Raw genomic sequence first — 26486 nt, forward strand, 5'->3', positions numbered from 1 at the left:
CATGAGCCAAGCCTGCTATGCCGGACCCTTCGCCGGCCTGCCGCCGCAGACGGACCTGTCCACCGATACCGCCGTCTTCACCGAGGCCTATGCCGTCATCCCGGCCTCGACCATGCGCGATATCGTCACCAGCTTCCTGCCGGGCTGGACGGGGATGCGCATGTGGGTCATCGCCCGCCCGCTATCGGGCTTTGCCGAGACGTTCAGCCAATATGTCGTGGAATTGCAGCCGGGCGGCGGATCAAGGACGCCCGAGACCGAGCCCGGCGTGCAGGCTGCGATCTTCGTGACCGATGGCGGGCTGCGCCTGACCATCGCGGGCGAAACGCATGACCTTACGCCGGGCGGCTTTGCCTATATCCCGGCGGATACCGAATGGTCGGTGGAAAACGGCGCGGATACCTCGCGCTTTCACTGGTGGCGCAAACGCTGGCAGCCCGCGCCGGGGGTCGACAAGCCCGAGGTGCTGATCGCCAATGAACGCGACATCACCCCAACGCCCATGCCCGACACGGGCGGAAGCTGGGCCACGACGCGCTTTGTCGATCCCGCCGATCTGCGCCACGACATGCATATCACCATCGTGACGCTGACGCCCGGCGGCTCGATCCCGTTTGCGGAAACCCATGTCATGGAGCATGGGCTGTTCGTCATCGAGGGCAAGGCCGTCTATCGCCTGAACCGCGATTGGGTCGAGGTCGGACCCGGCGATTTCATGTGGCTGCGCGCCTTCTGCCCGCAATGCTGCTATGCGGGCGGTCCGGGGAATTTCCGCTATCTGCTGTACAAGGATGTGAACCGCCACGCGACGCTGTGGCGCTAGGCCGCGCGGCGGAAGGTCAGGTTGATGCGCGCGCGTCCCGTATCGGGATGCGCGCCGTCCTTCAGGGTCAAGACGCCATGCCATGCCAGACGCGCAGGCCCGCCCCAGACCACCACATCGCCATGGTCCAGCGCATAGCGCCGGACGGGATCCTTGCGGTCAGTGCCGCCGAACTGGAACATCGCAGGCAGCCCCAGCGAGACCGAGACGATGGGCGCCTCCATCCTGGCCTCATCCCGGTCCTGATGCAGGCCCATCTTGACGCCTGGCACATAGCGGTTGATCAGGCAGGCATCGGGGGAAAACCCCACATATCCCGCCTGTGACGCGGCATCCCGCGCAAGCGCAGCAAAGGCATCGGGCATCGCGGGCCATGGCTGTCCGGTCAGCGGATCCTGCGCGTCATAGCGATAGCCGCGCCGGTCGCTGATCCAGCCCAAAGCGCCGCAATTCGTCATCTGCACCCCGATCTGCCGCCCGCCCGGTGTCTGGAAATGCCGGAACGCCGCGACCTCGGCCACGCGGGCAACGCCCTGCAGCAATTCCGGGTCCTGCGCGAAGCCGCGCAGGATCACCGCGCCGGGGCCGATCATTTCCTTGCGCTTTCCGAACAGGTCCATCGCCCCCTCCCACGTCAATGTCATCGCACCGGGCTTGACCCGCAGGCCCGGCAATGGCTTCTGATCTTAAAGGAGATCCCGATGCGCCGCCACCTGACCGCCCTTGCCCTGCTGTGCCTTTTGCCCTTTGCCGCGCTGGCGCAGGACCGCAGCGCGGCCGAGACCGCCGCGATCAAGGATCAGGTCTTCAACGGCGCAGGACTGCCCGTCATGGGCAATCCCGATGGCGATGTGACGCTGGTCGAATTCAGCGACTATAATTGCGGCTTCTGCCGCCGCGCCGCGCCGGATGTGGCGGCAGTCGTTGCCAGCGACCCCGGCGTCCGGCTGGTCATCCATGAGATCCCGATCTTTGGCGAAGGCTCGCAATATGCGGCGGCGGCGGCTTTGGCGTCGCAGAAACAGGGCAAATACGCCGAATTCCATCAGGCGCTAATGGCGATGCGGGGCCGCGCCGAGAAAGCCTCGGTCCTGCGCGTCGCGCGTCAGGTCGGGCTGGACGTGGCGCGGCTGGAACGCGACATGCAATCGCCCGAGATCACCGCGCGGATCGAGAAATCGCTGGAACTGGCCGACACCATCGGCCTTGTCGGCACGCCCAGCTTTGTCTCGGGCGAACGTGCCAGCTTCGGGGCGCTGCCGCGCGCCGATCTGGCCGAACTGATCGCCGAGGCGCGCGCCAGTCAGGCGAGGTAAGGGCCGGACTGCCCCGGCCCTGCTTGGCCTTGCCCTACATATGGCCTGCCGAGCCGTGGCCGGTCATGGCCTGTTCTTCGGTATCGGCCAGCAGCGCCGGCTTGCCGTTCACCTCGACCAGCTTGCCGCTGGCGCTGTCATAACTCAGCATGATCTGTTCGCCATTGCGATCGCCGCGCACGTCGATGCGGTCGGCGGTGCGGTTCAGCGCGACATCCTGAAAGCCCTGCCCGCTGAGCTGCGCCTTGAACACGTCATCGGCAGTCTGTTCGTTTCTGGCCGTGGGATATTGCGTCAGAACGGCGATGGAATCTGCCATGGCCGCACCAGCCGACAACAGCGGCAACGCGGCAAGACAGGCGATTTTCAGGGATCTAGAAAACATGATTGGCCTCCTTCGTGCCAAACCGGGACCGCCTTTGCGATCTCTGGGTCTGAAACGAAACCGGCGACGGGCGGGTTGCCGCCAGTCGCCGTGTCGTCATCGCTTGTGTCGGATCGTGAGGCCCTTAGACCTTCATCTCGAAGCCCAGATGCTTGGCCACGGCGAAGATGTCCTTGTCGCCGCGCCCGGACAGGTTCACCACCATGATGTGATCCTTGGGCAGCGTCGGGGCCAGCTTGCTGACATGGGCCAGCGCGTGGCTGGGCTCAAGCGCGGGGATGATGCCTTCGGTGCGGCAAAGCTGCTGGAACGCCTCAAGCGCCTCGGTATCGGTGACGCTGACATATTCCGCGCGGCCCTGTTCCTTCAGCCAGGCATGTTCCGGCCCGATACCCGGATAATCCAGACCGGCGCTGATGGAATGGCCCTCAAGGATCTGGCCTTCGGCATCCTGCAACAGATAGGTGCGGTTGCCGTGCAAGACGCCGGGACGCCCGCCGGTCAGGCTGGCGCAATGTTCCATCCGGTCATCGACGCCGCGCCCACCGGCTTCGACGCCGATGATGCGGACCGAAGGATCGTCCAGAAATTCGTGAAACAGCCCCATGGCGTTCGAGCCGCCGCCGATGGCCGCGATCACGCTGTCGGGCAAGCGGCCCTCGCCCTCTTGCTCGGCCAGTTGCCAGCGGGTTTCGCGGCCGATGATGGCCTGAAAATCGCGCACCATCGCCGGATAGGGATGCGGTCCCGCCACCGTGCCGATGCAATAGAAGGTGTCGCGCACATTGGTCACCCAATCGCGCAGCGCGTCGTTCATCGCGTCCTTCAGCGTGCCGCGACCCGAGGTGACGGGCACGACCTCGGCCCCCAGCAGCCGCATGCGGAACACGTTCGGCGCCTGCCGTTCCACATCATGCGCGCCCATATAGACCACGCATTGCAGCCCGAACCGCGCGCAGACCGTTGCCGTCGCCACGCCATGCTGCCCGGCGCCGGTTTCGGCGATGATGCGGGTCTTGCCCATGCGGCGCGCCAGCAGGATCTGGCCCAGCACGTTGTTGATCTTGTGGCTGCCGGTATGGTTCAGCTCTTCGCGCTTCAGATAGATCTTGGCGCCGCCCAGTTCTTCGGTCAGGCGCGGGGCGAAATACAGCGGGCTGGGCCTGCCGACATAATGCGCCCACAGGTCATCCATCTCGGCCCGGAAGGCCGGATCGTGCTTGGCGCGATTATATTCGTCCTCAAGGTCAAGGATCAGCGGCATCAGCGTCTCGCTGACGAAACGGCCACCGAAAATGCCGAAACGCCCCTGCTCATCCGGGCCGTTCATGAAGCTGTTGATCAGGTCTTCGGGCATGGCTTCCTCCGCGCGGTGTCAGAGGGCAGTCTTATATCCGATCCGCCGGACGGTAAAGCCGCGCCGCTTACAGGATCGGCGCGGTCGCGCGGGCAATGAAGCTGCGGATCAGGTCGGGATCCTTGATCCCCGGCGCGCTTTCCACGCCCGAGGACACATCGACCCCCTGCGCCCGCGTCAGCCGCAGGGCCTGTGACACATTGTCCGGCGTCAGCCCGCCTGCCAGAAGCCACGGCTTCAGGATCTGCCGACCGGCCAGCAGGCGCCAGTCGAAGGCCAGCCCGTTGCCGCCGGGCAGATCGGCATCCTTGGGCGGCTTGGCGTCGATCAGCAGCATGTCGGCCACCAGCCCATAGTCCCACAGCGCATCCAGATCCTTCGGCTCGGCCACGCCCACGGCCTTCATCACCGGCAGGCCGGTCAGCGCCTTGACCTCGGCCACGCGGGCGGGGTCTTCGCCGCCATGCAACTGGATCACATCCAGCGGCACCGAGGCCAGCGTGCTTTCCAACAGCGCATCGTCCGGGTTCACGAACAGCCCCACCCGCGCGATGCCCAAAGGCACATCAGCCGCCAGTGCCGCAGCCTCGGCGGCGGTGACGTGCCGGGGGGATTTCGGAAAGAACACGAAACCCAGATAGCGCGCGCCCGCCTTGACGGCAGCATCAACGCCGTCCGGGCGGGTCAGCCCGCAGATCTTGACAGAAACCGACATGGGATCAGCGCGTTGCGGGCAGGTTCGATCCTGCAGCGGGGCGCGCTGCGGAGTCGTCCAGAATGGCCAGAACGTCGTCGCGCGGGCCGGCATGGCTGCGGCGCAGATCGCCCACCTCACGCTCAAGCCGGGCCAGCTCCTTGCCGCGTGCCTTGGCTTCGGCGCGGATATCAGCCTCGCGCAGCCATTCCCACAGCAGACCGATTAGCAGACCGACGACCATGGCCAGAACCAGCGCCAGAAAGATCGGCATGGTCAGCGCCCATTGGCCGCCGATGAAATGCGACATATTCGCGGGGAACAGGCTGACGGTCACCAAGTCACGGTTGGCCAATGCCAGAAAGATCAGCATCACTGCCAGAACAACCACGAAGAACAAGCGGATCGCGCGCATGGATCACCCCTAAGGAAAACTTGGCGACAATCTGGACTATTCGTCTTCGCCGTTCAACCGCTCGCGCAGCAGCTTGCCGGTCTTGAAGAACGGCACATGTTTTTCATCGACGCTGACCGCCTCGCCGGTGCGGGGATTGCGGCCCTGACGGGCATCGCGCTTCTTGACGGAAAACGCCCCGAAGCCACGCAATTCGACCCGATCACCACGCGCCATGGCAGTGATGATCTCTTCGAAAACGGTGTTGACGATCCGTTCGACATCGCGCTGGAACAGGTGGGGATTCTCTTCTGAGATCTTCTGGATCAGTTCGGATCGGATCATTTCGGTTCCCGAATTTGGCAGTATGGAGGATGACCTGCCGAGACCATTCTAGATCAGCCCCAGCGCCTTGCAATCCCAGAACGCCTTCCTGCTGAAATGGTTGCCGATTTTTTACCGTCTCGCGCCCGGCTCGGCGGCATCTTGCATGAAAACGCCCCCAGACCGCGGGGTCTGGGGGCGTTTCCGGTTCTTATCGAACGCGATCAGTTCTTGCTTTTCAGCGCCGCGCCCAGAATGTCGCCCAGCGACGCGCCCGAGTCGGACGAGCCGAACTGTTCGACGGCTTCACGCTCTTCGGCGATTTCGCGGGCTTTGATCGACAGGCCCAGACGGCGCGATTTCGAATCGATGTTCGTCACGCGAACGTCGACATTGTCGCCAACCTGGAAGCGCTCGGGGCGCTGGTCCTGACGATCGCGGGCCAGATCGGAACGACGGATGAAGGATTTCATGCCGTTGTATTCGACCTCGATGCCGCCATCCTCGATCGCGGTGACCGCAACCGTGATGACCGAACCGCGCTTGACGCCTTCGACGGCTTCCGCCATCGCTTCGTTTTCCAGCGCCTTGATCGAGAGCGAGATGCGCTCTTTCTCGACATCGACTTCCTGAACGACGGCTTTCACCATGTCGCCCTTGCGGAAGTCCTGGATCGCGTCTTCGCCACGCTGGTCCCACGAGATGTCGGACAGGTGAACCATGCCGTCGATATCGCCTTCCAGACCGATGAACAGACCGAATTCGGTGATGTTCTTGACTTCGCCCTCGATGACGGTGCCTTCGGGGTGGGTCTCGGCAAAGACTTCCCACGGGTTGCGCATGGTCTGTTTCAGACCCAGCGACACGCGGCGCTTGGCTTCGTCGATCTCCAGCACCATCACGTCGACTTCCTGCGAGGTCGAGACGATCTTGCCGGGGTGGACGTTCTTCTTGGTCCAGCTCATTTCCGAAACGTGGACCAGACCTTCGACGCCGGCTTCCAGTTCAACGAACGCGCCGTAATCGGTGATGTTGGTCACGCGGCCGGCATGGACCGAGCCGATCGGGAACTTGTCGCCGACGGTATCCCACGGATCGGCCTGCAGCTGTTTCATGCCAAGGCTGATGCGGTGGGTGTCTTTGTTGATCTTGACGACCTGAACCTTGACGGTTTCGCCGATCGACAGGATTTCCGACGGGTGGTTGACACGGCGCCATGCCATGTCGGTGACGTGCAGCAGGCCGTCAACGCCACCCAGATCAACGAACGCACCGTATTCGGTGATGTTCTTGACCACGCCTTCGACCGTCTGACCTTCGGTCAGGTTGGCGATGACTTCGGCGCGCTGTTCGGCGCGGCTTTCTTCCAGAATGGCGCGGCGCGACACGACGATGTTGCCACGGCGGCGATCCATTTTCAGGATCTGGAAGGGCTGCTTCAGACCCATCAGCGGACCAGCGTCGCGGACCGGACGGACATCGACCTGCGAGCCCGGCAGGAAGGCAACAGCGCCGCCCAGATCGACGGTGAAGCCGCCTTTGACGCGACCAAAGATGGCGCCTTCGACGCGCTCTTCGGCGGCATAGGCTTTTTCCAGACGGTCCCAGGCTTCTTCGCGGCGGGCTTTCTCGCGCGAGATGCTGGCTTCACCGCGGGCGTTCTCGACGCGGTCCAGATAGACCTCGACTTCGTCGCCGACTGCGATGCTGGGGGCTTCGCCGGGATTTGCGAATTCTTTCAGATCGACGCGGCCTTCCATCTTGTAGCCGACATCGATGATGGCCTGGCCCGCCTCGATGGCGATGACCTTGCCTTTGACAACCGAACCTTCGTCCGGGGTGTCGATTTCGAGGCTTTCATTCAGGAGGGCCTCGAATTCCTCCATGGTCGCTTTAGCGCACATATATATACAGTTTCCTTTGCATGGTTTTCTGGCCTTGCGGTTGGCTCCGCCGGTCTTTTGCTTCGCTGCCGGGATTGATGAAAGGGCCGCGGCGACTGCCCGACCCTTCCCGACATGGCCTGTCATGGCCGCATCCATCATTCCGACCGGCGCGATATAGCGGGGAATTGCCAGTCTGGCAAGGGTTTCAGCTGGTTTGCAGCGCCTCGGCGATTTCGGCGGCAAGTTGCGCGACCAGCCGGGCGGCAGGCATGGCCCGCGCCCGCGCAGCCCCTGTCCCCGCCCATTGCGCGGCATAGTCCGACCCGCCCGCCGCCGCGTGCAGCGCCTTGGCCGCGTCATAGGCCACCGGATAATCCGGCAAGGCGGGCGCGTCGGGGCGCATTCCCAGCGCGACAAGGCGGTTTTCAAGGCCGCGCGCCGGACGGCCCGAGATGGCGCGGGTCATGACCGTGCGCCCCAGCCGCAGCCTTGCGCGCCAGTCCGGGCCCGCCGCCGATTCCGGGCAGGCCAGAAACGCCGTGCCCATCTGCACCGCCACCGCGCCCGCCCGCAGGTGATGTGCGGCGTCTGCGCCAGTCATGATCCCGCCCGCCGCGATCAGCGGCAGGCCCAGCCCCTTGAAGCCCGACATCAGATCCATCGCCGGCTGGCAGGCATCCGGCCCGTCCGGATCGAAGATGCCGCGATGGCCGCCCGCCTCGAAGCCCTGCGCGATGATTGCGTCCAGCCCGGCATCGCGGATCGCATGCGCCTCGGAAAGCGAGGTGGCGCTGGCCATCAGCACCGCCCCGGTCTGGCGCAGCGCGGCAATCCGCGCGGCATCGGGCAGGCCGAAATGAAAGCTGATCATCACCGGACGCGCGGCGATGACCGCGGCCAGCATGTCGTCATCCTGCAGAAAGCTGGGATAGATCTCGTGCAGCGACGCGGGCGGCACCGCGCCATGCCGGGCAAATTCCGGTGCCAGAAACTCCAGCCAGCCCGCCTCGCGCGCGGGGTCGCGATGCGCTGGCCGGTGACAGAACAGATTGACGCCGAACCGGCCCGAGCCAAGCCGCTGCCGGGTTTCCTGCATCATCCGGGCGGCGTCCTGCGGGCTTGACGCCCCCAGCCCCAGCGCGCCCAGCCCGCCCGCACGGCTGACCTCGGCCGCCAGAAGCGGCGTTGCCGCTCCGGCCATGGGGGCCTGAATGACCGGCACCTCCAGATTGGCCAGAAGCAGGCTCATGCGCCGACCGCTTTGGCATAGTCGATGGCGCGGGCCAGCGCGTCCTCGATGCTCAGATCCGAGGTGTCCAGCAGGATCGCGTCGGTTGCCGGGCGCAAGGGGGCCACGTCGCGCGCGGCGTCGCGGGCATCGCGTTCGCGCAGCTCGGCAAGGATCAGCGCCTCGTCGGCGGCCAGCTCCAGCGCGCGGCGACGGGCACGCACGATATCGCTGGCGGTGACGTAAAGCTTGACCTCGGCTTCGGGGCAGATGACGGTGCCGATGTCACGACCGTCCAGCACCGCGCCCGGTTCCGCGCGGGCAAAGCGGCGCTGGAACTCGACCAATGCCGTGCGCACCTCGGGGATGGCCGCGACCCGGCTGGCCGCCTGCCCGGCTTCAGAACTGCGCAGATCGTCGCGTTCCAGATCGGCGGGGGAAAGGCCGCGCGCCGCCGCCACCGGATCGCCGCCAATCGCGCCGACCGCGCGATACAAAAGCCCGGTATCCAGATGCGCAAAGCCGAAATGCCGCGCAAGGGCGCGGGCGATGGTGCCCTTGCCCGCGGCTGCCGGTCCGTCGATGGCGATGGTAAAGGGCATGTCCGTCGTCCCGCTGCATGTTTTCATGAACCCATGCCACGACCGGCCCCGCATGACCAGCCCGGCGGCAGGGCAAGGCATGTGCCCAGTGCAAACCCGCCCCTCTGGTTGAGCGGAGGGTATCTGACCGCAATGGGGTTTCACTTTCGTGACCTGATGCTAAAAACCCTGCCAACCCGCGCGGATTGCGCATCTTCAATTGCGCGGGCAATATTATTACCAACCGTCACAAGAGCGTGCCGGAAGATGCCAAAGTGAAAAACAGACCTGTCGGGGATAAGCGTGCTGCACAAGATCGAGGCGATACTCGCGGCCCGCAGCGTCGACGACGCCTGGGCGCTTTATGCCGGATCCATGGCGCGCATGGGGTTTCCCTTTCTGATGTATGGCGGGCATCGCCTGATCGGCGGCACCGGCACCACCTCGTTGGACGAGGGCATCCGCTTGTCCAACCTGCCCGACGGGCTGGATACCCAGATCCTTGAGCGGCAGTTTCACGACAGCATCCCCATGCTGGGCTGGATGGTGCGCAACCATGGCTGGCGCAGTTGGGACTGGGCAAATCAGCGTCGTCGCGACGGCCGGCTGAGCATCGCCGAGGCGGGATGTCTGGACCTGTTCGCCAGCCACGGCCTGCGCGCAGGCATCGCCATCAGCCTGTCGGACCGCGTGCCGCGTGTGCGCGCGGGTATCCTGCTGATCGGCCCTGCGGGGATCGCACAGACCGAACTTGACCACCGTTGGAGCGAATGCCAGCGCTATGGCGTGCTGCTGACCTCGGTTCTGCATCAACGACTGGCCAACCTGCCCTATCGTCAGCCGGACCAGATCCTGACCCTGCGTCAGCGCGAGGTGCTGGAACTGACCGGCAGCGGCATGACCACGCAGGAAATCGCGCTGGGACTGGATCTGACCCCCGGCACGGTCGAAAAGCACATGCGGCTGGCGCGCAAGGCGCTTGGCGCCCGCACCAGCGCGCAGGCGGTGCTGCTGGCCATGAGCCGCCGCCAGATCTTCGTGGATCCGGGCGAGGCCTGCACCCCGCCACCGCCAAGGCCCGCGCCCGCGGCCCCTGCAGATGACACGCCCGCCCAGCCATGGTCCTATATCGAGGCGATGGAACGGGCCGCCCGCAGCAACCAGATCTGATCCAATGCAAAACGCCGGCCCCAAGGGGACCGGCGTTTGCCGTATCGCAGGATATCGGGGATCAGGCGCCGCTGAGGGTCTTGGCGACCTCGGCTGCGAAATCCTCTTCCTTCTTCTCGATGCCTTCGCCGACGGCGACGCGGGCATAGCCGGTGATCTCGACCCCGGCTTCCTTGGCGGCCTGCTCGACCGTCAGGTCGGGATTGATGACGAAAGCCTGACCCAGCAGCGTGTTCTCGGACAGGAATTTCTTCATGCGGCCCGGAATGATGTTGTTGTGGATCACCTGCTCGGGCTTCGGCTTGTCGGCCGAGGCGTTTTCTTCCAGCGCCTTGGCGGTCTGGACCTGCAGCTCACGCTCGACCAGCGTCGGGTCAAGGGTGGCTTCCGACAGCGACAGCGGATTGGTCGCGGCGATGTGCATGGCGAATTGCTTGCCGATGACCTGCGCCTTGTCGGCCGGACCGTTCAGCGCGACCAGCACGCCGATCTTGCCCATGCCTTCGGTGGCGGCATTGTGGACATAGGAGACGACGGTGTCGCCTTCCAGCACATGCATCCGGCGGAAGGTCATGTTCTCACCGATACGCGCGATCGCATTGGTGATGACGGTATCAACGGTTTCGCCGTTCAGGTCGGCCGCCTTGACCACCTCGACCGAGTCGCCGGTCTGCAGCGCCACCTTGGCCACTTCGGCCACCAGCGACTGGAAGTCGGCATTCTTGGCAACGAAGTCGGTTTCCGAGTTGATTTCGATCGCGACACCGCGGCCATCGCTGACGGCCACGCCGATCAGACCTTCGGCGGCAACGCGGTCGGCTTTCTTGGCGGCTTTCGCCAGACCCTTGGTGCGCAGCCAGTCGATGGCGGCATCCATGTCGCCTTCGGTTTCGGTCAGCGCCTTCTTGGCGTCCATCATGCCCGCGCCGGTCGTTTCGCGCAGCTCTTTCACCATCGCAGCGGTGATAGCCATCGGATGTCTCCTTGCTTTCTCATGCGTCAGGCGGGGCTTATCCCCGCCTGATGAATATTCCATGAACCCCAAGGGGTTCGGCCGGACCCCGCACAGAACGGGATCCTGTCCGATCAGGCTTCGACGGTCTCGGCGACTTCGCCTTCCAGATCTTCGTCAAGGCTTGCTTCCAGCGCGCCCAGATCGACACCGGCCGCACCCATCTGGGCGGTCATGCCGTCCAGAGCAGCGCGCGAGGCCAGATCGCAATACAGCGCAATGGCGCGGGCCGCGTCGTCGTTACCGGGGATGATATAGTCCACACCCTTCGGCGAGCAGTTGGTGTCGACGATGGCGACGACCGGGATGCCCAGCTTCTTGGCTTCGGCGATGGCAAGGTCTTCCTTGTTCACGTCGATGACGAACAGCAGATCCGGCAGGCCGCCCATTTCGCGGATGCCGCCCAGCGAGGCTTGCAGTTTGGCCTGCTCGCGCTCCATCTGCAGACGCTCTTTCTTGGTCAGGCCTTCGGCGCCGCCAGCCATGGTCTCATCGATGGCTTTCAGGCGCTGGATCGACTGGGAAACGGTTTTCCAGTTGGTCAGCGTGCCACCCAGCCAGCGGTGGTTCATGTAATACTGGGCCGATTTCTCGGCGGCTTCGGCGATGGCCTTCTGCGCCTGACGCTTGGTGCCGACGAACAGCACGCGGCCGCCTTTGGCCACGGTGTCGCGCACGGCTTGCAGAGCGGCGTCCAGCATCGGGACGGTCTGCGTCAGGTCGAAAATGTGGATGCCGTTGCGTTCACCATAGATGAACTCGGCCATACGGGGGTTCCAGCGTTGCGTCTGGTGACCATAGTGCACGCCAGCTTCAAGCAGCTGACGCATGGAGAATTCGGGAAGCGCCATTCCATGTTCCTTTCCGGTTTGCGCCTTGGCGGGGCTTTCAGGGCAATTGCCCCAACCGGTGGACCTGCGAGGATTTCTCCCTCGGAGGCCCGACCCCACCTGTGAAGTGCGCGCGATCTAGGCCTTTTCGCCACAGATTGCAAGAGCCGTCTGCGGATGCGGCAGGAAAAGCCGTCACCGGATCGCAGGGTGGAGCGGACGCGAAGGATGGTTCACTTTTTCGCGGGCCGTGGCGATTGTCAAACAGTCCGGGTTCGGGCCGAGGCATTAACGTCCCCGGCCAGCCGCCGGGTATCACAAGCGCGGTCAGCGCGGGAACAGATCCGGGGCGGAACGTGAAAGTGGGAACTCGGTTGGGAAATCGGGCCACGGCCCATGAGCACGGCCATCCCAAGCCCCTTGCCCACCCCAGCAATTACAGGTAGTTCGGGCGCAACGCCGGTTTAGCTCAGCAGGTAGAGCAGCTGATTTGTAATCAGAAGGTCGTGGGTTCGATTCCTATAACCGGCACCATGAATTCAGCCTGAAATCAATATATTGAACCGCAAACCTCAGCCAGTTTGCAGCCCCCTTGCCGCGATGTGCCGCAAGGGGGATTCGGTAAGCGGTGCCGGATCAGCGCTTCAGAAAGTCCAGCAGCGCTGCGTTGAATTCGTCCGGATGGCTGACATTCACCCCATGCGGCCCGCCCTCGATCGTCACCACCGTCGAGCCCGCGACCGCCGCATGGGTCCGCGCGCCTGATCCCTCCAGCGGCACGATCCCGTCGGCATCGCCATGCAGAACCAGCGTCGGCACGGTGATCTTTTTCAGATCCTCGCGGAAATCGGTGGTGCCAAAGGATTCCATGCAGGCCAGCGCGGCGGTCTGGTCGGATTGCTCGCACAGCGCGATGGCTTTCTGGCGGTCGGCCTCGGTCACACGCAATTCGCCATCGGCGCTGAAGAAATTGGTGGTGAACTCATCAAAGAAACTGGCGCGGTCGGCCTTCAGCCCGTCCTCCATTTCTTTGGCGGCCTCGGGGGTCAGCGGGCCATCCGGGTTGTCGTCGCTTTTCATCATGAAGGGCGGCACGGCCGAGGCAAAGACGACGCTGTGCAAACGATCCTCGCCGTGATTGGCGACATAGCGCGCCACCTCGCCGCCACCCATGGAGAAACCGACCAGCGTCACGTCGCGCAGATCCTCGGCTTCCAGCAGATCCGCCAGATCGGCGGCCAGCGTGTCGTAATCATAACCCGAGGACGGCTTCTCCGACCGGCCGAAGCCCCGCCGGTCATAGGTGACGACGCGGTAACCGGCATCGGCGATGACGCCCACCTGTTTTTCCCAAGCCTCACCGGACAGCGGCCAGCCATGGATCAGCACGACCGGGCGTCCGCTGCCCGTCGATTCCTTATAGAGCGAAGTCATTGTGGTTCCTCTCCGGCCCGGCAGGGGCTTTGGGATCAACCAAGACCGGCCCGGCAGGTTCCGTTCGCCTCTGGCCGCAATTGGCGGGCAAGGGGGTGATTCCATTCCGGCGAATCCCCCGCCGCATCGCCCATGGGGCGAATTTTCGCCCATCTTGCTGCCGAAACCGCCCAAAACCTGTCGAAACAGACAGGCAGGTTCACCCGCAGCCTGACCAAATAGTCAACTACCCGTAAAGCGCGAGCTTTGGCATAACACACACGTCGGTAGGCGGTAGCTGGTTGTGGTGGTAAGCGTTTGTTTTGTTTAGCCCCGACAGAACTGGGCGAGTGTTGTGGTGGCGCTCGCCCGGTTGTCCCTCCTGTCCCCAGGATTCCCGTCAGACGCGAGACGTGATCGTCGCGCGCGGTCGGTTTCGCGCCGCACGTTGCCGATGAATGATCTTTCGTGCTGATCCGCAGGGGTGGTTTTCCTGCGCCCCGTTGCTCGCTACTGTGCGCGCCTGAACGAGTCGGGGAGTGCGCAACGCATGCAAGTCGTCTTTCACTGCGGGGTCCATGGCACCGATCTTTATCGCATGGTCAAGACCTTGACGCAGAACCGCGACTGGCTGCTGACACATGGCGTCGAGGCGCTGACCCCGGCCAAGCATCGCGACATCTTCAATGAGGCGCTGACCGCGCTGAACGGCGATCCGTCCACGCCCGAGATGGAACAGGTCATGCTGGATGCGATCCTTGACACGGACAATCCGCGCCGGGTGATCTTTTCGACGCCGACCTTTCTGGGCAAGGCCTCGCGCGCGGCGTCTTCGGACGGGCTTTATGCCAAGGCGGGCGGGCAGCTGGCGGCGCTGGCGAACCTGTTTCCCTCAGCGGAAACCGAGTTCTTCATCGCGCTGAAAAACCCGGCGACGCTGATCCCCTATGTCGCCAGTCAGGACAATACCGGCCCTTATGAGCAATGGATGGGCGCCATTCCGCCCGAAAGCCTGCGTTGGGCCCCGGCGATCCGTGCCATTCAGGCCGCCGTCCCGGACAGCCGCCTTGTGATCTGGTGCCACGAGGACACCTCGCTGATCTGGCCCGAGGTCGTGCGCCGCATCGCCACCATGCCCAGCGACGTGCCGCTGCGCGCCGGTTTGCAGGTGCTGGGCGATATCCTCAGCCCCGAGGGTCTGCAGATGATCCGCGACGAGATGGCCAAGCAAGAGCGCCTGACGGTCGACACCCGGCGCGAGATCTTTGCGGCGGCGCTTGCCGCCCATGCCCTGCCCGATCAGATGGAGATCGACATCGACCTGCCGGGCTGGACGCAGGATCTGGTCGACCACATCACCGAACTTTACGATCAGGACGTGGCCGAAATCGCCGCATTGTCCGGCGTCGAATTCATCGCGCCCTGATCTCGCGCCCCGAACAGACGCAGCCTGACGAAAACCTGCGGATGAAAAAGGGGGCGCGCGGCCCCCTTTGTCGTCACGCCATGCCTGTCATCAGGCCATGCCAAGCGCGGCCTTGTACATCTCAAGGATCGCCTCTTCCTCGGCGATGTCGTCCTTGTCGCGCTTGCGCAGCGCGATGACCTTGCGCATCACCTTGGTGTCATAGCCGCGCGCCTTGGCCTCGGCCATCAGCTCTTTCTGGCGCTCGGCCACGTCCTTCTTTTCGGATTCCAGCTGCTCGAACTGCTCGATGAACTGGCGCAGTTCTCCGGCTGCGATGCCATAGGCGTTGTCGTCAGACATTTCCGCTCCTTTGCTTTTGGCCGGGGAATAGGCGGTCTTGCGAGCCAGTGCAATCGCGGCTAGTCCCGACCGGCAGGACATGGGGGCGCATATGACGATCTGGGACGGCTTCATCTGGGGCGGCACGGTGCTGACCGTGGCGGGACTGGCGGCGCTGGTCTGGTGCATGGTCACGGTCGCGCGCGCCAAATCCCGCAAGCTGGACGATGAAGGCATGCGCGCGGTCATGCGCCGGGTCGTGGTCGTCAACATGGCGGCGCTGGCCGGATCGGTCTTCGGGCTGATGTTCGTGGTCCTTGGCATCATGCTGGGCCGCTGAGATGCGCGCCCTGATCCAGCGTGTCACGCAGGCGCAGGTCGATATCGCCGGACAGACCGTGGGCCGCATCGGGCCGGGCCTGATGGTGCTGGTCTGCGCCATGCAGGGCGATCCGGACGACGCGCCGCTTAAGCTGGCCGCGCGCATCGCCAAGCTGCGCATCTTCCGCGACGAGGCGGACAAGATGAACCGCTCGGTCAGCGATATCGGCGGCGCGGTTCTGGTCGTCAGCCAGTTCACGCTGGCCGCCGACACGCGCACCGGCAACCGTCCGGGCTTTTCTTCGGCCGAGGCCCCCGCACGCGGACAGGCGCTGTATGAGCAATTCGCCCAGGCGCTGCGCGGTCTGGGCCTGCCGGTCGAAACCGGCAGCTTCGGCGCCGATATGGCGGTGTCGCTGGTGAATGACGGTCCGGTGACGATCTGGATGGATTCCACCGACCGCGCTTGACTTTTCAGCGCCCTGCCCTCATCTCCTGCCCTGTCGCCGTCCGCTGCCGCGTGAGCAGCCGACGCAACCTGCGTCAGGTCGGCACGATTTTCAGTTTCCCATTCACGCGGGGAGGCTTGCGGGCAAAGCGTATCGCGCCCGTTCCCTCGCAACGCCGCGGAAAATCCGCGGCCCCCTGCCATTTGCGCCTATACGCGGGCGATCTGGCTGAAAGACGACATGACGCAAGACACGACCACCCGCCCTGCCCGTCAGGGAAAACCCCGTCACCATGACGGCAAGCCCCGCCAACCGCGCGGTGCCGATGCAAAGCCCCGGGGCGAAAAAAGCGCAAAGCCGCGCTTCCCGCGCAATGACGGCCCCGGCACCAACCACAGCCACAACCACCGCCGCCATCGCGAAGAGCCCGAGGAAAAGTTCATCCGTCGCGCCATTCCCGATATCGACACGCCCTTTACCCAGATGGGCATCGACGCCCGCGTCGCGGTGAACCTGCCGCCCATGGGCATCGACGCGCCGTCACCCATTCAGGAAAAGGCTATCCCCGGCATCGTCGCAGGGCGTGACCTGCTGGGTCTGGCACAGACCGGCACCGGCAAGACCGCAGCCTTCGGCCTGCCGATGCTGACCCGCCTCTTGAACATCGGCCGCAAGCCCGAACCCCGGACCTGCCGCGCGCTGATCCTTGCCCCCACCCGCGAACTGGCCACCCAGATCGCCGAAAACATCGACCTTTACGCCGCAGGCACTGCCATCCGGCAGTTCCGCGTCGTCGGCGGCGCCTCGATCAACGTGCAGACCATGCGGATGGAGCGCGGCGTCGATGTGCTGATCGCCACGCCCGGTCGGCTGATCGACCTGATCGAACGCGGCGCGGTCGATCTGTCGCAGACCAAGTATCTGGTGCTGGACGAGGCCGATCAGATGCTGGACATCGGCTTCATCCACGCGCTGCGCCGCATCGCCAAGCTGCTGCCGCGCGAACGCCAGACGCTGCTGTTTTCAGCCACCATGCCCAAGCTGATGGAGGAACTGGCCGACAGCTATCTGACCGATCCGCTGAAGGTCGCGGTGAACCCGCCGGGTCAGGCGGCCGCCAAGATCGAACAGGGCGTGCATTTCGTCAATCAGGGCGACAAGGCGACGCTTCTGGCCGAATATCTGGGCAAGCATCGCGATGAGCTGGCGATCGTCTTTGGCCGCACCAAGCATGGCTGCGAAAAGCTGTCGAAACTGCTTGAGAAATGGGGCTTCAAGGTCGCGGCGATCCACGGCAACAAGTCGCAGGGCCAGCGGGAACGGGCGCTGTCGGGCTTCCGCGCCGGGGAAACCAAGGTGCTGGTCGCGACCGATGTGGCCGCGCGCGGCATCGACATCCCGGACGTGGCGCATGTCTATAATTACGACCTGCCGAACGTGCCCGATCAATATGTCCACCGCATCGGCCGCACCGCGCGCGCCGGTCGCGATGGCCGGGCCATCGCCTTCTGCTCGCCCGCCGAGATCGCCGATCTGCGCGCGATCGAGAAAAGCATGAAAGCCACGATCCCGGTCGTCGGCGGCGAGGCCCCGTTCGAGGCCGCCAAGATGCGCGAACGCGGCGGTCCCGCCGGTCGCAGCGGCGCCCCTGCCGGTGGCGCGCGCAAGCGCCCTGCCCGCCGCCCCTCGCGCGCGCCGAAATCGGCACAGCGCGACTGAACAATGCGTGAGCCGCCGCATCCATGGCGATGCGGCGGCTTGCCTGATGCCCATGCGCGCGGCTATCTGCCTGCATGGCCAAGCTTTATTTCCATTATTCCACGATGAACGCCGGCAAGAGCACGCTGTTGCTGCAGGCGTCCTATAACTATCGCGAACGCGGGATGCAGACGCTGCTGCTGACCGCCGCGATGGACGACCGCGCCGGGCCGGGCCGGATCGGCAGCCGCATCGGGATTTCGGAAACCGCCACGACCTTCACGCCCGCCACGGATCTGCTGGCGCTGATCGCGGATCAGGGCGCGGATTGCGCCTGCATCTTCGTCGATGAGGCGCAGTTTCTGACCAAGGCGCAGGTCTGGCAACTGGCCCGGGTCGCCGACGACCTGCATCTGCCGGTCATGTGCTATGGGTTGCGCGTCGATTTCCGGGGGCAGCTTTTCCCCGGATCGCAGGCGCTGCTGGCATGGGCCGACGATCTGCGCGAGGTGCGCACCATCTGTCATTGCGGCCGCAAGGCCACGATGGTCGTCCGTCAGGACGAACACGGCACGGTCCTGCGCGAGGGGGCGCAGGTCCAGATCGGGGGGAATGAAACCTATGTCTCGCTTTGCCGCCGTCACTGGCGGGAAGCCACCGGAGAACCGATATGAAAGCCAGCAACGACGCCCGCGCCTATGGCGGGGTGGCCCGCTTCTTCCACTGGACCGTCGCCCTGCTGATCCTTGCGGCCATCGGTCTGGGCCTTTACGGGGCCAACCTGCCCAGCGGCTCGCAGGACCAGTTGCAGGCGATCTTTGCCACCTTCTCGGTCCACAAGACGGTGGGCGTGGCGGTGCTGTTTCTGGCCGTCCTGCGCATCCTGTGGACGCTGACGCAGACAAAGCCCAAGCCCCTGCACCCGCATCGCCGCGCCGAGACCTTTCTGGCCGAGATCGTGCATTGGGGCATGTGGATCGGCATGGTCATCATGCCGCTGACCGGCTGGCTGCTGCATTCGGCGGCGCCGGGCGGGTTTTCGCGGATCCTGTGGCCATTTGGCCAGCGCCTGCCCATCGTCCCCGAGGATGCGCATCTGGCCGAACGGTTTGCCGCCTTTCATGAAACCGGCTGGTGGGTGCTGGCGGGGCTGATCGTTCTGCATGTCGCGGGCGCGATCAAGCACACGGTCATCGACCGCGACGGCACGCTGAACCGCATGGCCGGTCCCGCGCATAAAGCCCCCGAGCCGCCCCATGCCGAACACCGCACCATCATGCATGTGCTGGCAGCCGTGGCGGGTCTGGCCATCTGGGGTGCAACCGCCCTGCTGGCCGCCCCCGAACCGGCCCCGGCGGCGCAAGCCCCTGCCGCAAGCCAGCAAACCGCCGCAGCACCTGCCGACGCCGCACCCGCGCAAGCCGCTGGCTGGGCCGTGCAGCAAGGCACGCTGGGCATCGAGGTCGTTCAGGGCGGCAATCCCGTTCAGGGCCAGTTCGCCAATTGGACGGCACAGATCGACTATGACCCGGCCACGCAGGCGGGCAAGGTGAATGTCGATATCGACATCGCCTCGCTGGCGCTGGGATCGGTCAGCAGTTCCGCGACCGGACCGGACTTCCTGAACGCGCCCGCCCATCCGAAAGCCAGTTTCGTGGCCGATATCCTGCCCCCGGCCCAAGGCGGCCAGCATATCGCCAAGGGCCAGCTGACCATCGCGGGCAAGACCGTCGATGCCGAGCTGCCTTTTGATCTGACGCTGAATGGCGACGATGCCACCGCCAAGGGGGTGATGCAGGTCGACCGGCGCGATTTCGGCATCGGCGCAGGCTATGCCGACGAAAGCACGGTGGGCTTTACCGTCGCGATCAGTTTCGATCTGACGGCCCGAAAGCAGTAACACACATCAGAAGGACGGGCCGGGGCGATCCCCGGCCCGTGTCCTATCGGGCCAGCAGCCTCTGGATCAGATCATGCGTGGCCCGCACCCGCGCCTCGTTCGGGTAGTTGCGATTGGCCAGCACAACGATGCCCAGATCCTCCGAGGGGATCAGCGCCACATAGCCGCCAAAGCCGTTGGTCGCGCCGGTCTTGTTCAGGATCACCCCCTGCGGCAGGCGCGGCGCGATCATCTGCATCGGCTGCGGCGACAGGATGAAATCCGTGCCGTTGCCCGCCACCATCGCCTGGGTCGCGGCGGGCCATGGATAGCTTTCCCAGATCATCGCCTGTGTGAAATATTCCGTGCGCCCCTGCCCCTGCTGCGTCCGCTGGATGGCGGCGCGCAACGCGGACGATCCGCCGTGCCCCAGTTGCAGGTCCAGAAGCTTCACCAAGTCGCGGGCGCTGGATTTGACGCCATAGGCCTCGGCATCCAGCACGCCGGGATTGACCCGGATCGCGGCGTCGGTCTTGCGGTCATAGCCCCATGCGTAATCGGGCATTCGCTGCGCCGGGACGGTGATCCAGCTGTCGGTCAGCCCCATGGCCGGGAACAGCACCTGCTGGGCCGCGTCGGCATAGGGCATCTCGAAGGCCTGCGCGGTCACATGACCCAGCAGACCGATGCTGACATTGGAATAGCTGCGCGCACCGGGCTGCGGCGGCGTCCAACCGGCCAGCCAGGCGATCACGTCCTCCGTGCTGCCCGCCGCGTCTGGCACCTGCAAGGGCATCCCGCCCGAGTGATGCGTGGCCAGATCCATCAGCGTCAGCGCGCCCGCCGGGGTCTTGTCCAGTTGCGGCAGATGCGTGGCCAGCGGCGCGTCCAGCGACAGCTTGCCGCGCTCTTCGGCCAGTGCCGCCAGCGTCACGGTGAAGATCTTGCTGATCGAGCCCAGCTCGAACAGCGTATCGGGCGTCACCTCGCGCCCGTCCTGCCGCGAGGCAAGCCCGGTGGTGTAAAAGCTGTGGCGGCCGTGATGCGTGACACCGACGACAAGGCCGGGGATGTCGTGCCGGGCGATGGCCTCGCGGAAGGCGGCCTCGGCGGCGGGGGCCAGATCCTGCGCCAGCCCCGGCCCGGCGGCGGTCAGCGAAAGGGCCAATGCCCCGGCAAATCGTGTCGTCATCATCCTGCCCCGTTTCTGATTATGCGCCTTGTTACCGCAAGGCGGCCTTTGGGGAAACCGCAGGAAAAAGGGCCGCCTGTGCGGGCGGCCCTTCCGGTCAGTCTTGGGACGGCGAAATCAGCCGACCAGTTCAAGACCCGAGAAGAAGAAGGCGATCTCGCGCGCGGCAGCTTCCGGGCTGTCCGAGCCGTGGACCGAGTTTTCGCCGACCGACAGGGCGAATTCCTTGCGGATGGTGCCCGCGTCGGCATTGGCCGGGTTGGTCGCGCCCATGACTTCGCGGTTTTTCAGGATGGCGCCTTCACCTTCCAGAACCTGCACGACGACCGGCTGCGACACCATGAATTCGGTCAGTTCGCCAAAGAAGGGGCGTTCCTTGTGCTCGGCATAGAATTGGCCGGCTTGGGCAAGGGTCAGCTGGATGCGCTTTTGCGCGACGATGCGCAGGCCGGCATCCTCGAACTTGGCGTTGATCTTGCCGGTCAGGTTGCGCTTGGTGGCGTCGGGTTTGATGATCGAAAGCGTGCGCTCGGTGGCCATGATGCTGTCCTTTTCCGCGTCCCGAACCCCATGGTACGGGAATCCGCGCCCCGTTAGCATGGGGCAGCCGCAAAGAAAAGCGGCAGCGGCATTGACGCCCGGCGCGCCTTGCGCCATGCGGGGGCCATCATGCTGCGCATCGACGACATATCTTATTCCATTGCGGGCCGCCCGCTGTTTGAACACGCCTCGGCCTCGATCCCCGAAGGCCACAAGATCGGCTTTGTCGGCCCGAACGGCGCAGGCAAGACCACGCTGTTCAAGCTGATCCGGGGCGAGCTTGGCCTTGACGGCGGCGAAATCAGCCTGCCCAGCCGCGCCCGCATCGGCGGCGTCCGGCAGGAAGCGGCGGGCAACGCGGTCAGCGTTCTGGACACCGTGCTGGCCGCCGATGAGGAACGCGCCGCCTTGATGGCCGAATCCGAGACGGCCACCGATCCCACCCGCATCGCCGAGATCCAGACCCGGCTGGCCGATATCGACGCATGGTCCGCCGAGGCCCGCGCCGCCACCATCCTGCGGGGTCTGGGCTTTTCGACGCAGGATCAGGCCCGACCGACCAGCGATTATTCCGGGGGCTGGCGGATGCGTGTGGCGCTGGCGGGCGTGCTGTTTTCGCAGCCCGATGTGCTGCTGCTGGACGAACCGACCAACTATCTGGATCTGGAAGGCGCGCTGTGGCTGGAAAGCTATCTGCAGCGCTATCCGCATACCGTTATCGTCATCAGCCACGACCGCGATCTGCTGAACCGCGCCGTGGGTCATATCCTGCATCTGGAAGACCGCAAGCTGACGCTTTACACCGGCGGCTATGACACCTTTGCCCGCACACGCGCCGAAAAGCGGGCGCTGCAAGCCGCCGAGGCCAAGAAGCAGGAGGCCCGGCGCGCGCATCTGCAAAGCTTTGTCGACCGTTTCCGCGCCAAGGCCAGCAAGGCCGTTCAGGCACAGGCCCGCGTCAAGATGCTGGCCAAGATGGAGCCGATCACCGCCCCAGAAGAGGCCAAGTTCCACCGCTTCACCTTCCCGCAGCCCGATCAACTGTCGCCGCCCATCATCTCGCTGGACGGGCTGTCGGTCGGCTATGACGGGCGGGCGGTGCTGAACCGGCTGAACCTGCGCATCGATCAGGACGACCGCATCGCGCTTCTGGGCCGCAACGGTCAGGGCAAATCGACGCTTTCGAAGTTGCTGGCCGACCGGCTGGAGCCGATGGAAGGGCGCATCAACCGCTCGGGCAAGCTGCGCATCGGCTATTTCGCGCAGCATCAGGTCGATGAGCTGGAACTGGACGAAACGCCGCTGGCCCATGTCCGCCGTCTGCGCCCGAACGAAGCGCCGCCCCGGTTGCGGGCGCGGCTGGCCGGGTTCGGGCTGATGGAGGCGCAGGCCGAAACCAGGGTCGGCCAGCTTTCGGGCGGGCAGAAGGCACGGCTGTCCTTGCTGCTGGCGACCATCGACGCGCCGCATCTGCTGATCCTCGACGAGCCGACGAACCACCTTGATATCGAAAGCCGCGAGGCGCTGACCGAGGCGCTGAACGACTATACCGGCGCCGTGGTGCTGGTCAGCCACGACATGCACCTGCTGTCGCTGGTGGCCGACCGGCTGTGGCTGGTCGATCAGGGCGCGGTCGAACCGTGGCAGGGCGATCTGGACGATTACCGCCGGATGCTGCTGAGCGGTGACGAAAAGCCCGCGGCCAAGCCGGAAAAGCCGGCGGTCAAGAAGCCCTCGCGCGATCAGATCCTTGAGCTGCGGGCCGATGCCCGTCGCGCCGAGGAACGCATCGAGAAGCTGACCGAGATGCTGAAAAAGCTGGACGCGATCATGGCGGACCCGGACACCTACGACGACCCCGACCGCGTGCGCGCCTACGGCCGCAAACATGCCGAGGCGACCGAGGCGATGGGACGTGCCGAAAGCCTGTGGATGGCGGCGCTGGAAAAGCTGGACGCGGCCGAGCGCGCCTGAAAGCCACAGCTACAGCTTTTTGATGCGCGATATGTCATTGTTGGGTTGCCGCACAGCAGCGAATCGCCCATTGGTCGAAGCCAGATATTAAGTGGATCCCCTGATGCCCCGACTGCTTGCCCTTGCGCTGATCTCATCGTCCCTGCTGGCCGCGCCCGCCATGGCGCAGTCGTTCATGGACGTGGATCAGGTGACGCTGGATGCGGGTCTGGGCATGAGCTACAGCCCGGAATACATGGGGTCGGGCGACAATGACGCCTCGCCCTGGTTCATCCTGAAAAACATCACGCTGGGCACGCCCGAGGGCGAGAAGCAGGGCTTCTCGATCACGCCGTCGCTGCGCTATATGGGCGAACGCGACAGTGGCGACTATGACCGTCTGACCGGGCTCGACAATATCGACGCGGCGGGCGAGGTCGGCTTGCGGCTGAACTATGTGACCGGCCCGTTCAGCAGCTATGGCACGATCCGCAAAGGCTTTGGCGGGCATGAGGGCGTGGCCGGTGAAATCGGCACCCGCTATCGCTACCAGCCCAATGACAAGCTGACCCTGTGGACCGGGGCCGAGCTGCAACTGGGCGATGACAAATTCACCGGCACCTATTTCGGCATCACCGATTCCGAGGCGCTGACCAGCAATTTCGCGGCCTATGATCCCGAAGGCGGTGCCTATGCCGCCAATCTGTCGGTCGAGGCGCGCTATATGCTGACGCCGAAAACCTCGGTCATGGGCAAGGTGACCTATGGTCGTCTGCTGGGCGATGCCGCAGACAGCCCGATCGTCGAGGACAAGAACCAGCCCTCGATCAGCATCGGTGTCGCACGCCAGCTGAATTTCCGCTTCTGACCCGGCAGGACCGCGCCCGCAGGTTGCGGTCTGGACCCTGACGGGCGACGGTCCTATATATGCGTCAAGCATCTACAGGACTCCACGCATGAGCACCGAGAATTTGCAGGAAGGCGATCCGCTGATCGCGCCCTCCACGACTGAACATCCGCTTTACGACAATGTCGTGGAAGCGTGCCGCACGGTCTATGACCCGGAAATCCCGGTCAACATCTTTGACCTTGGCCTGATCTACACCATCGCCATCGACCCGGAAAACGCCGTGCGCGTGGTCATGACGCTGACCGCGCCGGGCTGCCCCGTCGCAGGCGAGATGCCCGGCTGGGTGGCGGATGCCGTCGAGGCCGTTCCCGGCATCAAGCAGGTCGATGTCGAGATGACCTTTCAGCCGCAATGGGGCATGGACATGATGTCCGAAGAGGCCCGACTGGAGCTTGGGTTCATTTGACCGCACGCGAAGATATGCTGGCCGGGCGGCCCTATGCCCCCGGCGACGGAGAACTGGTCGCCATGCGCAGGACCGCTCAGGGCCTGATGCGCGACTACAATGCCACGATCATCGGCGACAAGACCCGCGCCCGCCTGCTGACGCAGATGCTGGGCACATGGAACGGCACGGTGGTGCGCGTGCCCTTCCATGTCGATTACGGCAAGCACATTCATTTCGGCCCGGATTGCTTTGTCAATTTCGGCTGCTTCTTCATGGATATCTGCGAAATCAGGATCGGCGCGCGTTGCCAGTTCGGCACCGGCGTGCAGCTTCTGACCGAGGATCGCCCGCGCGATGCCAAGGAACGCGCGGCAGGCGTCGAATGGGGCAAGCCCATCACCATCGGCGATGATGTATGGGTCGGCGGCGGCGCGATCATTCTGCCCGGCGTGACCGTCGGCGATGGCGCGATCATCGGCGCGGGGGCCATCGTCACGCGCGACGTGCCCGCAGGGGCCACGGTCGTCGGCAACCCCGCCCGCCCGATGCCAGCCAAAGGCTAACGCAGGATCCTGTGCCCGCTTGCGCCGATATGGTGCAGCGCGCCCTGTGTCATCTGGATCTGGTCCATCTGCGCGGCGGAACGTTTGGTCGCGACGGCAATCAGCATGCGCAGCGTCATGCCATGCGTCACGATGATCGCCGGGCCGCGCAGATCGGTCAGGAAATCGCGCACCCGCGCCTCCAGCGCCGCGAACCCCTCGCCCTTGGGGGCGCGGTCATACCATGCGATGCCGCCATCGGCGAAAAGCTGTGGGTGATCCGCGCGCAGCATGGCCTCGGTCGCGCCGGTGAAATCGCCGATATCGATCTCGTGCAGGCGGGCGTCCTGAAGAAAGGGCCTCGGCCCAAAGACGATGCGCGCCGTTGCCACCGCCCGCCCCGCCGGACTGCTGAACCGCGCCATCTGCGCAGGCAACCGGGCGACCAGTTCGGCCTGCCGCGTGGCTTGCGCATGGCCCAGATCGGTCAGGGCCGAATCCAGCCTGCCCTGCAGCCGCCCCAGCCGGTTCCATTCGGTCTGGCCGTGACGCAGCAGGTAAAGGTCCGGCAGGTTCAGACCCATTTCGCCAGCGGCGGCAGGCTCATCAGCACGGCCTCGGCGTCATGGCCGGTCGCCAGACCGAATTTGGTGCCCCGGTCATAGACGAGGTTGTATTCCGCATAGAGCCCGCGATGGATCAACTGCGCCTCGCGGTCGGCATCGGTCCATGGCTGGTCCATGCGGCGACGGGCCAGGGGCAGGAAGGCGGGCAGAAACGCCTCGCCCACGGCATGGGTAAAGGCGAAATCGGCCTGCCAGTCGCCGGTGTTCAGATCGTCATAGAAGATCCCGCCGACGCCCCGCGCGCGGCCGCGATGCGGGATAAAGAAATACTCATCCGCCCAGGCCTTGAAGCGGTCATAGTAATCAGGGCCGTGCGGATCGCAGGCCAGCCGCAGCGTATCGTGGAAATGTTGCGTATCTTCAGGCAGTTCAAGGCAAGGGTTCAGGTCGGTTCCACCGCCGAACCACCAGGCGCCGGGCGTCCAGAACATCCTTGTGTTCATATGCACCGCCGGGGCATAGGGGTTGCGCATATGCGCCACCAGACTGATCCCCGAGGCCCAGAACCGCGGATCATCCCCGATCCCCGGCACGCCCCGCGCGGCCATCGCCTGCTGCGCGGCCAGCCCCAGCGTGCCATGCACCGCGGACCAGTTCACGCCGACCTTTTCAAAGACGCGCCCGCCGCGCATCACCGACATCAGCCCGCCGCCGCCATCTTCGCCGCGCTGGGTCGGCTTCACCTCGAACCGTCCGGCGGGCAGATCGCGGGGGCCGTCATCCTCCAGCGCCTCGAATGCCGCAACGATGCGGTCGCGCAACGTCCTGAACCACGCCGCAGCCTGTTCACGTTCCGCCTGCATCTGCATGTCACCCGTCATAATCCCC

30 protein-coding genes and 1 tRNA gene are annotated in these 26486 nt (G+C 65.0%); 14 read left to right on the forward strand and 17 right to left on the reverse strand.

Annotation, left to right across the window (positions count from 1 at the left end):
* Position 1 precedes the first annotated feature (1 nt).
* Positions 2 to 823, forward strand: coding sequence for a bifunctional allantoicase/(S)-ureidoglycine aminohydrolase (locus tag GL284_RS06110; protein ID WP_155043789.1), 822 nt, complete (start codon positions 2 to 4; stop codon positions 821 to 823).
* Here GL284_RS06110 and alkB read toward each other — a convergent pair.
* Positions 820 to 1443, reverse strand: coding sequence for a DNA oxidative demethylase AlkB (alkB, locus tag GL284_RS06115; RefSeq protein WP_230382917.1), 624 nt, complete (start codon positions 1441 to 1443; stop codon positions 820 to 822). The genes GL284_RS06110 and alkB overlap by 4 nt on opposite strands.
* Before the next feature lie 81 nt (positions 1444 to 1524).
* Between alkB and GL284_RS06120 the strand changes: the two genes are divergently transcribed.
* A complete protein-coding gene (locus tag GL284_RS06120) occupies positions 1525 to 2139 on the forward strand; it encodes a DsbA family protein (RefSeq protein ID WP_155043711.1) in 615 nt (204 codons plus the stop codon).
* Positions 2140 to 2173: 34 nt separating this feature from the next.
* On the opposite strand, the gene GL284_RS06125 is transcribed toward GL284_RS06120, so the two are convergent.
* The 8 genes from GL284_RS06125 to GL284_RS06160 all read right to left on the reverse strand — a co-directional run bounded on the left by GL284_RS06125 (position 2174) and on the right by GL284_RS06160 (position 9009).
* Positions 2174 to 2524 carry a hypothetical protein gene (locus GL284_RS06125; RefSeq protein ID WP_155043712.1) on the reverse strand — a complete coding sequence of 117 codons (351 nt, stop codon included), beginning with the start codon at positions 2522 to 2524 and terminating at the stop codon, positions 2174 to 2176.
* A gap of 124 nt (positions 2525 to 2648) precedes the next feature.
* Positions 2649 to 3881 (reverse strand): tryptophan synthase subunit beta, encoded by a 1233-nt coding sequence (trpB, locus tag GL284_RS06130; RefSeq protein WP_155043713.1) that lies wholly within the window; start codon positions 3879 to 3881, stop codon positions 2649 to 2651.
* Positions 3882 to 3948: 67 nt separating this feature from the next.
* Positions 3949 to 4596 (reverse strand): phosphoribosylanthranilate isomerase, encoded by a 648-nt coding sequence (locus GL284_RS06135; RefSeq protein WP_155043714.1) that lies wholly within the window; start codon positions 4594 to 4596, stop codon positions 3949 to 3951.
* A 4-nt stretch (positions 4597 to 4600) separates the two neighbouring features.
* Positions 4601 to 4990: a LapA family protein gene (locus GL284_RS06140; RefSeq protein ID WP_155043715.1), complete on the reverse strand. Its 390-nt coding sequence runs from the start codon at positions 4988 to 4990 to the stop codon at positions 4601 to 4603.
* A 36-nt stretch (positions 4991 to 5026) separates the two neighbouring features.
* A complete protein-coding gene (gene ihfB, locus GL284_RS06145; protein ID WP_155043716.1) occupies positions 5027 to 5314 on the reverse strand; it encodes an integration host factor subunit beta in 288 nt (95 codons plus the stop codon).
* A gap of 203 nt (positions 5315 to 5517) precedes the next feature.
* A complete protein-coding gene (gene rpsA, locus GL284_RS06150; RefSeq protein ID WP_155043717.1) occupies positions 5518 to 7197 on the reverse strand; it encodes a 30S ribosomal protein S1 in 1680 nt (559 codons plus the stop codon).
* A 187-nt stretch (positions 7198 to 7384) separates the two neighbouring features.
* Positions 7385 to 8428 (reverse strand): NAD(P)H-dependent flavin oxidoreductase, encoded by a 1044-nt coding sequence (locus GL284_RS06155; RefSeq protein ID WP_155043718.1) that lies wholly within the window; start codon positions 8426 to 8428, stop codon positions 7385 to 7387.
* Positions 8425 to 9009, reverse strand: a complete 585-nt coding sequence (locus tag GL284_RS06160; protein ID WP_155043790.1) for a (d)CMP kinase — start codon at positions 9007 to 9009, stop codon at positions 8425 to 8427. Before GL284_RS06160 ends, GL284_RS06155 begins: the two co-directional genes overlap by 4 nt.
* A 282-nt stretch (positions 9010 to 9291) precedes the next feature.
* Here GL284_RS06160 and GL284_RS06165 point away from each other — a divergent pair, with 282 nt between their 5' ends.
* Positions 9292 to 10158, forward strand: a complete 867-nt coding sequence (locus GL284_RS06165; protein ID WP_155043719.1) for an autoinducer binding domain-containing protein — start codon at positions 9292 to 9294, stop codon at positions 10156 to 10158.
* Positions 10159 to 10219: 61 nt separating this feature from the next.
* On the opposite strand, the gene tsf is transcribed toward GL284_RS06165, so the two are convergent.
* Both tsf and rpsB read right to left on the reverse strand, forming a co-directional pair.
* On the reverse strand, positions 10220 to 11131 hold the full coding sequence (gene tsf, locus GL284_RS06170) for a translation elongation factor Ts (protein ID WP_155043720.1): 912 nt from the start codon (positions 11129 to 11131) through the stop codon (positions 10220 to 10222).
* 113 nt (positions 11132 to 11244) lie between these two features.
* Positions 11245 to 12021: a 30S ribosomal protein S2 gene (gene rpsB, locus GL284_RS06175; RefSeq protein WP_155043721.1), complete on the reverse strand. Its 777-nt coding sequence runs from the start codon at positions 12019 to 12021 to the stop codon at positions 11245 to 11247.
* Positions 12022 to 12458: 437 nt separating this feature from the next.
* Here rpsB and GL284_RS06180 point away from each other — a divergent pair.
* Positions 12459 to 12534: transfer RNA gene (locus GL284_RS06180), tRNA-Thr, on the forward strand.
* 102 nt (positions 12535 to 12636) lie between these two features.
* On the opposite strand, the gene GL284_RS06185 is transcribed toward GL284_RS06180, so the two are convergent.
* Entirely contained in the window at positions 12637 to 13434 is a 798-nt protein-coding gene (locus GL284_RS06185; protein WP_155043722.1) for an alpha/beta fold hydrolase, read from the reverse strand.
* 529 nt (positions 13435 to 13963) lie between these two features.
* Between GL284_RS06185 and GL284_RS06190 the strand changes: the two genes are divergently transcribed.
* Complete coding sequence (locus GL284_RS06190; protein WP_155043723.1) at positions 13964 to 14839, forward strand: hypothetical protein; 876 nt, start codon at positions 13964 to 13966, stop codon at positions 14837 to 14839.
* A 90-nt stretch (positions 14840 to 14929) separates the two neighbouring features.
* Here the strand turns inward: GL284_RS06190 and GL284_RS06195 are convergent, their stop codons facing one another.
* Positions 14930 to 15181, reverse strand: a complete 252-nt coding sequence (locus tag GL284_RS06195; protein WP_155043724.1) for a DUF2312 domain-containing protein — start codon at positions 15179 to 15181, stop codon at positions 14930 to 14932.
* A gap of 91 nt (positions 15182 to 15272) precedes the next feature.
* On the opposite strand from GL284_RS06195, the gene GL284_RS06200 reads away from it, so the two are divergent.
* The 5 genes from GL284_RS06200 to GL284_RS06220 all read left to right on the forward strand — a co-directional run bounded on the left by GL284_RS06200 (position 15273) and on the right by GL284_RS06220 (position 19528).
* Positions 15273 to 15500: a hypothetical protein gene (locus GL284_RS06200; protein ID WP_155043725.1), complete on the forward strand. Its 228-nt coding sequence runs from the start codon at positions 15273 to 15275 to the stop codon at positions 15498 to 15500.
* A gap of 1 nt (position 15501) precedes the next feature.
* Entirely contained in the window at positions 15502 to 15951 is a 450-nt protein-coding gene (gene dtd, locus GL284_RS06205) for a D-aminoacyl-tRNA deacylase (protein WP_155043726.1), read from the forward strand.
* 219 nt (positions 15952 to 16170) lie between these two features.
* Positions 16171 to 17649: a DEAD/DEAH box helicase gene (locus GL284_RS06210; protein WP_155043727.1), complete on the forward strand. Its 1479-nt coding sequence runs from the start codon at positions 16171 to 16173 to the stop codon at positions 17647 to 17649.
* 74 nt (positions 17650 to 17723) lie between these two features.
* A complete protein-coding gene (locus GL284_RS06215) occupies positions 17724 to 18302 on the forward strand; it encodes a thymidine kinase (RefSeq protein ID WP_155043728.1) in 579 nt (192 codons plus the stop codon).
* Entirely contained in the window at positions 18299 to 19528 is a 1230-nt protein-coding gene (locus tag GL284_RS06220) for a cytochrome b/b6 domain-containing protein (RefSeq protein WP_155043729.1), read from the forward strand. The genes GL284_RS06215 and GL284_RS06220 overlap by 4 nt, the downstream gene beginning before the upstream one ends.
* Positions 19529 to 19571: 43 nt before the next feature.
* On the opposite strand, the gene ampC is transcribed toward GL284_RS06220, so the two are convergent.
* Both ampC and ndk read right to left on the reverse strand, forming a co-directional pair.
* A complete protein-coding gene (ampC, locus tag GL284_RS06225) occupies positions 19572 to 20699 on the reverse strand; it encodes a class C beta-lactamase (protein WP_230382916.1) in 1128 nt (375 codons plus the stop codon).
* Between the two features lie 117 nt (positions 20700 to 20816).
* Positions 20817 to 21239, reverse strand: a complete 423-nt coding sequence (gene ndk / locus GL284_RS06230; protein WP_155043731.1) for a nucleoside-diphosphate kinase — start codon at positions 21237 to 21239, stop codon at positions 20817 to 20819.
* 129 nt (positions 21240 to 21368) lie between these two features.
* Here ndk and GL284_RS06235 point away from each other — a divergent pair, with 129 nt between their 5' ends.
* The 4 genes from GL284_RS06235 (at position 21369) to GL284_RS06250 (ending at position 25053) form a co-directional block, all read left to right on the forward strand.
* Positions 21369 to 23213: an ABC-F family ATP-binding cassette domain-containing protein gene (locus GL284_RS06235; RefSeq protein WP_155043732.1), complete on the forward strand. Its 1845-nt coding sequence runs from the start codon at positions 21369 to 21371 to the stop codon at positions 23211 to 23213.
* 103 nt (positions 23214 to 23316) lie between these two features.
* Positions 23317 to 24060 carry a MipA/OmpV family protein gene (locus GL284_RS06240; protein WP_155043733.1) on the forward strand — a complete coding sequence of 248 codons (744 nt, stop codon included), beginning with the start codon at positions 23317 to 23319 and terminating at the stop codon, positions 24058 to 24060.
* Positions 24061 to 24148: 88 nt separating this feature from the next.
* Positions 24149 to 24508 carry an SUF system Fe-S cluster assembly protein gene (locus GL284_RS06245; RefSeq protein ID WP_155043734.1) on the forward strand — a complete coding sequence of 120 codons (360 nt, stop codon included), beginning with the start codon at positions 24149 to 24151 and terminating at the stop codon, positions 24506 to 24508.
* Positions 24505 to 25053: a sugar O-acetyltransferase gene (locus GL284_RS06250; RefSeq protein ID WP_155043735.1), complete on the forward strand. Its 549-nt coding sequence runs from the start codon at positions 24505 to 24507 to the stop codon at positions 25051 to 25053. The genes GL284_RS06245 and GL284_RS06250 overlap by 4 nt, the downstream gene beginning before the upstream one ends.
* Here the strand turns inward: GL284_RS06250 and GL284_RS06255 are convergent.
* Both GL284_RS06255 and hemF read right to left on the reverse strand, forming a co-directional pair.
* A complete protein-coding gene (locus GL284_RS06255) occupies positions 25050 to 25616 on the reverse strand; it encodes a histidine phosphatase family protein (RefSeq protein ID WP_155043736.1) in 567 nt (188 codons plus the stop codon). The two genes, GL284_RS06250 and GL284_RS06255, sit on opposite strands and share 4 nt — an antisense overlap.
* Positions 25607 to 26467 (reverse strand): oxygen-dependent coproporphyrinogen oxidase, encoded by an 861-nt coding sequence (gene hemF / locus GL284_RS06260; RefSeq protein WP_155043791.1) that lies wholly within the window; start codon positions 26465 to 26467, stop codon positions 25607 to 25609. Before hemF ends, GL284_RS06255 begins: the two co-directional genes overlap by 10 nt.
* Positions 26468 to 26486 lie beyond the last annotated feature (19 nt).

The sequence above is a fragment of the Paracoccus shanxieyensis genome, from assembly GCF_009711265.1.
GTDB lineage: Bacteria > Pseudomonadota > Alphaproteobacteria > Rhodobacterales > Rhodobacteraceae > Paracoccus > Paracoccus shanxieyensis.